This window comes from Nocardia sp. CC201C (assembly GCF_030010695.1).
Classification (GTDB): Bacteria; Actinomycetota; Actinomycetes; order Mycobacteriales; family Mycobacteriaceae; genus Nocardia; species Nocardia otitidiscaviarum.
In genome coordinates, this window is record NZ_JASCXP010000406.1 from 1 (window position 1) to 6735 (window position 6735).

A 6735-nucleotide genomic window follows, 5' to 3' on the forward strand; every position below is an offset into this window, starting at 1 on the left:
CGCACCGTCGTCGCCGGTGTCCGGAGCGGATTCCGCACGCTCCTCCGGGCCGAAGGTCCGACCGGGCAGCGACATCCCTCCCACGGCGCACGCCGTCACCCGACTCTCCGGTGACCTGCCCGATCCGGACCGTCCGCCCGCCGAGAACCCGCCGCCCACAGTCATGTTGGGCAAGCGATCGGCCGCCGCGCGATCCGCGACACCGCAGGCCGGTGCCGCACGCGGCGAGTCCGAGGCCACGTCGAAACCCGCCCGTTCCGAGCGCTCCGCATCCGACCGACCGAAGCGTGGGACGGAGGCGTCCCCGTCAGCCGAACCTCCGCGTACCGCACCGTTCGACGCCCGCGCGGCCGCCATGGAGGACGCCGACGGCCCGGATTCCGCCGAACCGGCGGCCGATTCGGCCCAGCAGGCGCGGCCCGCCCCGAAGCAGGGAGAGGCCACGCGGCAGCAGGCGCGACCCGAGCCAAGATCACCCGAGACCCCACGGCCCGGCCCGCATCCCGCACCCGGACCGCCCGACGCCGCACGGCACGAGCCTCATCCCGCCCAGGAAGCCGCGCAGCGGCAGGCGCGTTCGGCACCGGAGCGTTCCGAGCCCGCACATCCGGCACCGGCGGCGAAACCCTGGGTCGTCCCCAAGGCGTGGTCGGCCCAGGCGGTCGAGCCGCCGCGACTGCCCGCACCGGAAACGACCGCGCTGGCCGAACCGCTCGGCGCGCTCACCATGTCGGGCGGTGAGTCCTACCCGCTGGATCGTCCGTATGTGCTCGGCCGCGATCCCATGGCCGACGAGGCGGTGCGCCGAGCGGCGGCCTCCCCCATCGCCCTCACCGGCGACCGGCACATCTCGCGGGTGCACGCACGGGTGTTCATCGAGGGCGCGGGGGTTTTCGTACAGGATGCCGCCACCCCGGGCGGCACCTATATCGCGGCCCCGCGCGCGGAGGACTGGATTCGGCTGGGTGCGCAGCCGATGGAATTGAAGCCGGGCTGGAGCCTGCGCATCGCCGACCGCATCCTCACCTACAGCACCGACGCTATTCGCCCGCGACGACGCTGACGTAGTCGGAACGGGACCGACACGATCAGCACGAAACCCACACGATCCGCACCACCCACACATCCACACGACGCCCACGCGGTCAGCCGGGTGCGAGCGCGGCCCAGTCACCGACGCCAGCGCGGCGGACGAGAGCGGTTCCGGCGCACGCAGGGCCCGCTGGACGGCTGCCACCTCGGCGGGGTGATGCCCCGGCACCAGCGCCCCGACCACCCGGCCGTGCGCGACAACCAGGCGTCGATAAGACCGGCGACGCGAATCGTCCGGCACCCGGCCCCACCGCCATCCGGCACCGGGGTTGCTGACCGGTTGTGACGCTCTGTTGTGGCGCGGCCTGTTGTGGCGCAGGCGAAATCGTGGCGACGCCCCGGGTTCCGCGCTCGCCGGGGGCGGCAGCGCCGCGGCACCCGAGTGTTCATGCGCCCCGGCACGCCGACGCCCCCGATTCGGGCGTCCCCCGCGCGGAAGAGGACAATGGCCACATGCATCGCGCCGCGCCGAAACAGGACATCGATGAGGCCGAACTGACCGTCAACCCACCGAAGACGCAGGCGGCGGGCGTGCGGGCGGTGACCGTGGCACTGGAGCGCGCGGTCGAGGAGATGGGGGTGGTCCGCACCGCCCGCACCCTGTCCCGCCTGAACCAGCGCCACGGATTCGACTGTCCGAGCTGTGCGTGGCCGGACCCCACGGGCACGCGCCGGGTGGCCGAATTCTGCGAGAACGGCGCGAAGGCGGTGGCCGAGGAGGCGACACTGCGCACCGTCACCCCGGAGTTCTTCGCCGAGCACCCCGTGCGCGACCTCGCGGAGAAGACCGGCTACTGGCTGGGCCAGCAGGGCCGCATCACCGAGCCCATGGTGCTGCGCCCCGGCGACGAGCACTACTCCCCCATCTCCTGGGACGACGCCTACCGTCTCATCGCCGATACCCTGCGTGGTCTGTCCAGCCCGGACGAGGCTGTCTTCTACACCTCCGGCCGCACCTCCAACGAGACGGCCTTCCTGTATCAGCTGCTGGCCCGCAGCCTCGGCACCAACAATCTGCCGGACTGCTCGAACATGTGCCACGAGTCCTCGGGCGCGGCGCTCACTTCGTCCATCGGCATCGGCAAGGGTTCGGTCACCATCGACGATTTCGCCCACGCCGACCTGATCCTGATCGCCGGGCAGAATCCCGGCACCAACCATCCCCGCATGCTGTCCTCGCTCGCGGAGGCCAAGGCCCACGGCGCGCGGATCATCGCGGTGAACCCGCTGCCGGAGACCGGTCTCATCGGCTTCCGCGACCCACAGACGGTCAAGGGCTTCACCACCGGCGTCGAGATCGCCGACGATTTCCTGCAGATCCGGCTCGGCGGCGATATGGCGTTGTTCCAGGGCCTGGGCAAACTGCTGTTCGAGGCCGAGGACCGCGCGCCGGGCACCGTGGTCGACCGCGCCTTCGTGGACGCCCATACGGCGGGCTTCGCGGAATACGAGAAGCATATGCGCGCCGTCGATCTGGGCGTGGTGGAGCAGGCCACCGGTCTCACGCGCGAGCAGCTGGAACGCACGGCCCGCCTGCTGGCCGAGTCGAAGGCCACCATCGTGTGCTGGGCCATGGGCCTCACCCAGCAGGTGCACGGTGTCGCCACCATCGAGGAGGCCACCAATCTGCTGCTGTCGCGCGGCATGATCGGCAAGCCGGGCGCGGGCGTCTGCCCGGTGCGCGGTCACTCCAATGTGCAGGGCGATCGCACCATGGGCATCTGGGAGCAGATGCCGGAGACCTTCCTGGCGGCGCTGGACGCCGAATTCGGCATCACCAGCCCGCGACAGCACGGCTGGGACACGGTGGCGGCCATTCGCGCCATGCGCGACGGCAAGGCCAAGGTCTTCTTCGGCATGGGCGGCAATTTCGCCTCCGCCACCCCCGACACCGAAATCACCGAGGCGGCGCTGCGCAATGGTGAGCTGACCGTGCACGTTTCGACCAAGCTCAACCGCAGCCACGTGGTGCACGGGCGGACCGCGCTGATCCTGCCCACCCTGGGCCGTACCGACGACGACCTGCAAGACGGTAGGCGCCAACAGGTTTCGGTGGAGGACTCGATGTCCATGGTGCACCTGTCCACCGGCCGTCTGAAGCCGGTGAGCGAGCACCTGCGCAGTGAGGTCGCCATCGTGTGCGAACTCGCACAGGCGTTGTTCGGCCGCGAGCATCCGGTGCCGTGGGCGGAGTTCCGGCGCGACTACGACCGCATTCGCGACGCCATCGCGCGGGTGGTGCCCGGCTGCGCCGACTACAATCGAAAAGTTCGGGGCCGCAATGGCTTCCAGCTCCCGCATCCGCCTCGCGACGCCCGCGAGTTCCGGACCGCGACGGGCAAGGCCAATTTCGCGACCAACGAACTGCACTGGTTGCCCGTCCCCGAGGGCCGCCTCATCCTGCAGACCCTGCGCAGCCACGATCAGTACAACACCACCATCTACGGCCTCGACGACCGCTATCGTGGTATCCACAACGGCCGCAAGGTCGTCCTGCTCCATGCCGAGGACATCGCCGCTCTCGGTTTCGTCGAGGATGAACTGGTGGACCTCATCTCCGAGTGGACCGATCCCGCGACGCCCGATGCCGCGCCGCAGGAGCGCCGCGTCTCCGGTTTCCGCCTGGTGGCCTACCCCACCCCGCGCGGCAATGCGGCGGCCTACTATCCGGAGACCAATCCGCTCGTCCCGCTCGATCATGTCGCCCGGCGGTCCAACACCCCGGTCTCCAAGGCGATCACGATTCGACTCGAACGCCATCAGCACCCGCATGAGTAGAGTCACCGCCCGCCGCAAGACCGTGCGCATCGCCCCCACCGGCGTGGTGCGGCGTCCCGACACCGTGGTGGTGGAGGAACCGCTGGAGATCCGCGTCGACGGCCGGTCGCTGACGGTCACCATGCGCACGCCGGGCGCGGATATCGACCTGGTGCACGGTTTCCTGTTCAGCGAGGGCCTGCTCACCGCCGCCGCCGACATCGTCACCGCCCGCTACTGCGCGGGCACCGACTCCGACGGCCGCAATACCTACAATGTGCTCGATATCCGCCTGCGCCACCCGGTTCCGGCGCGGCCGCGCAACTTCCTCACCAACAGCTCGTGCGGCCTCTGCGGCAAGACGGCGCTCGACGAGGTGCGCACCCGGCTGCCGTTCCCGATTCCCGCCGCAGGCCTCTCGGTGAAGACCACCGTCCTCACCACCCTGCCCGGCGAACTGCGTTCCCGGCAGACGGTTTTCGACGCCACCGGCGGCCTGCACGCGGCCGGACTGTTCACCGCCGACGGCACCGCGCTGGCCGTGCGCGAGGATGTGGGCCGCCACAATGCCGTGGACAAGGTGATCGGCTGGGCGCTGCGCGAGACCCGGCTGCCCGCCCACGATCTGGTGCTCATGGTGAGCGGGCGCGCCTCCTTCGAACTGGTGCAGAAGGCCGCAATGGCGGGAGTCCCGCTGCTCGGCGCGGTCTCGGCCCCCAGTTCCCTCGCGGTGGACATGGCCGAGGACGCGGGCCTGACACTGGTCGGATTCCTGCGCGGCGACTCCATGAACGTCTACACCGGAATCCACCGCATCGACGATGTTCACTCATCGAGCCGCACGGTGTGACCACCGCCGCCGCACTGCTACGCTGCGACCTACAGCACGAACCTAGAACACGTTCCACTTTCCTGGGAGTTCTCATGGCAGCGCAGCCCCGCGACGTGGTCGAGCAGTACCTCAAACTGGTCGCCACCGGCCCCACCGACGACATCATCGCCCTCTACGCCCCCGAGGCCACCGTCGAGGACCCGATCGGCACCCCGACCCGGGTCGGCCACGACGCCATCCGCGAGCTCTACGCCGCCCTCGAGAGCGCCGACGAGCGCGGTACCGAACTGCACGCCGTGCGGGTCGCCGGAGACTCCGCCGCGGTCTCCTTCACCCTGACCGCCCGCTACGGCGACAAGCGGATGACGCTCTCGGCCATCGACACCATGGAATTCGACGACGCGGGCAAGATCGTCGCCATGCGCGCCTACTGGGGTCCCGACGACATGGTCATGGCGTAGATCCGAATCGCACGGTCGGTCAGGGCACGCCCATGGAACCGATCTGAGACCTGACATCCCTTGCCCCCTCCCGCCCACCGAATTACCGTGATCAGCATCGCCACCGATTCGGCCTGGGGCGGGAGGGCACGATGCGAATCTCGTTGCGCGGCACCGGGGACGGACTCCGGGTGCGCATGCGCCTGGACGTGAACCGCCGTCGGTGGCTGGCCCTGCGCATCATGCTGGGGATCCTGGCCTGCATCGGGCTGCTGACCGGCCTGTGGGCGGTGCTGGCCCCGCGTTCCTGGTACGACAGCTTCCCGGGTTTCGGAATGCGCTGGGTGAGCGTGGACGGGCCGTACAACCATCATCTGGCCGCCGATGTGGGCGCGTTCTTCCTCGCGCTGGCCGTGGTGGCACTGGCCGCGCTGTATCTGATGGACAGCATGGTCGCGCGGGTGGCGGGGGTGGCCTGGGCGGTATTCGGTCTGCCGCATCTGCTGTACCACGTCACCCACTGGCCCGATGAACTGAGCGGCGTCAGCGCGGTACTCAGCACCGTCTCCCTGATCCTGATCCCCGCCCTCGGCGTGGCCTGCGTGTTCGTGGCCCCGCGCGAACGCCATCCGGTGCCCGAGCCCGCACCCTTCACCCTGCGTTTTCCACAGCGGCGCACCACCCGGCACACCCGCGGTCAGGGCACCCGCCCGCCGCGCTGACCGGCCCCGCCGCATCTCGTCGGAAACTCGCGTCGGATGCGATGAATTCTCACCTGCCGCAGCGTCGTAACAGGTGTAGCGCGAGCGCCGATTTCCGAAGCAGGAATGAAGGTTCAAAGGCGAACCAGGAGAGTCAATGGCGATTCTCGACCCGGGCGCGATCGCTCCCCCGATCGTCACCGATTCCGACATCCAGGAGATCTCCATGGAGCTTCTGCCACCAGCTTCGTGACACCGTGAGCCGAGTCACCCGCGGCAACCCGTCACGTTCGGCGGGGCCGCCTCGTCCAAGGGACAGCACCATCCCACGGATCGAAGGAGACCGCCATGGGTAGCACCCGAATTCCCGCCGTCGCGCCGCAGCAGGCCGGACTGCTCACCCGCATCGCCTACCGGTACAGCAAGCGCCGCTTCGGCGAGGTGCCGGAACCGTTCGCGGTCCTGGCGAACCATCCGAAGCTGATGCGGGCCGCGGGCGTGCACGAGACGATGGTGGAGCGGGCGTCCACGGAACTGCCCGCCACCGTCCGCGAGATCGCGGTCTTCCGGGTGGCGTCCACGGTCGGCTGCTCCTGGTGCGTGGACTTCGGCACCATGCTCATGAAGCATTCCGACCTGGATGTCGACAAACTCCGGCACATCGACGAATTCGCGTCCTCCCCGCACTACAGCGCGGACGAGCGCGCCGCCATCGCCTACGCCGACGCCATGACCGCCACCCCGCCCACCGTCACCGGCGAGCAGGTCGCGGACCTGACGCAGTGCTTCGGGACGACCGGTGTCATGGAACTGACCTACCAGATCGCGCTGGAGAACTCGCGGTCCCGCACGTACCACGCGTTGGGCGTCACCGATCAGGGCTTCAGCCGGGACGCCTGCCGCGTCCCATGGG

5 protein-coding genes and 1 pseudogene are annotated in these 6735 nt (G+C 69.7%); all 6 read left to right on the top strand.

Annotated features, from left to right (window positions below):
* Positions 1-1063: pseudogene (locus tag QK444_RS29930) on the top strand (hypothetical protein); the annotation flags it as partial.
* Between the two features lie 482 nt (positions 1064-1545).
* Entirely contained in the window at positions 1546-3870 is a 2325-nt protein-coding gene (locus QK444_RS29935) for an FdhF/YdeP family oxidoreductase (protein ID WP_282785469.1), read from the top strand.
* The gene (gene fdhD / locus QK444_RS29940) at positions 3863-4699 is read left to right on the top strand and encodes a formate dehydrogenase accessory sulfurtransferase FdhD (RefSeq protein WP_282785470.1); all 837 of its coding nucleotides are present in this window, start codon (positions 3863-3865) and stop codon (positions 4697-4699) included. The genes QK444_RS29935 and fdhD overlap by 8 nt, the downstream gene beginning before the upstream one ends.
* Positions 4700-4773: 74 nt before the next feature.
* A complete protein-coding gene (locus tag QK444_RS29945) occupies positions 4774-5142 on the top strand; it encodes a nuclear transport factor 2 family protein (protein ID WP_282785471.1) in 369 nt (122 codons plus the stop codon).
* Positions 5143-5273: 131 nt separating this feature from the next.
* A complete protein-coding gene (locus QK444_RS29950) occupies positions 5274-5843 on the top strand; it encodes a hypothetical protein (RefSeq protein ID WP_282785472.1) in 570 nt (189 codons plus the stop codon).
* A gap of 327 nt (positions 5844-6170) precedes the next feature.
* The coding region (locus QK444_RS29955; protein ID WP_282785473.1) for a carboxymuconolactone decarboxylase family protein at positions 6171-6735 on the top strand (565 nt) is incomplete at its 3' end.

Coding starts and splice junctions, on each gene's coding strand:
- fdhD (WP_282785470.1), top strand. CDS start 3,863: ATGAGTAGAGTCACCGCCCGCCGCAAGACCGTGCGCATCGCCCCCACC.
- QK444_RS29950 (WP_282785472.1), top strand. CDS start 5,274: ATGCGAATCTCGTTGCGCGGCACCGGGGACGGACTCCGGGTGCGCATG.
- QK444_RS29945 (WP_282785471.1), top strand. CDS start 4,774: ATGGCAGCGCAGCCCCGCGACGTGGTCGAGCAGTACCTCAAACTGGTC.
- QK444_RS29935 (WP_282785469.1), top strand. CDS start 1,546: ATGCATCGCGCCGCGCCGAAACAGGACATCGATGAGGCCGAACTGACC.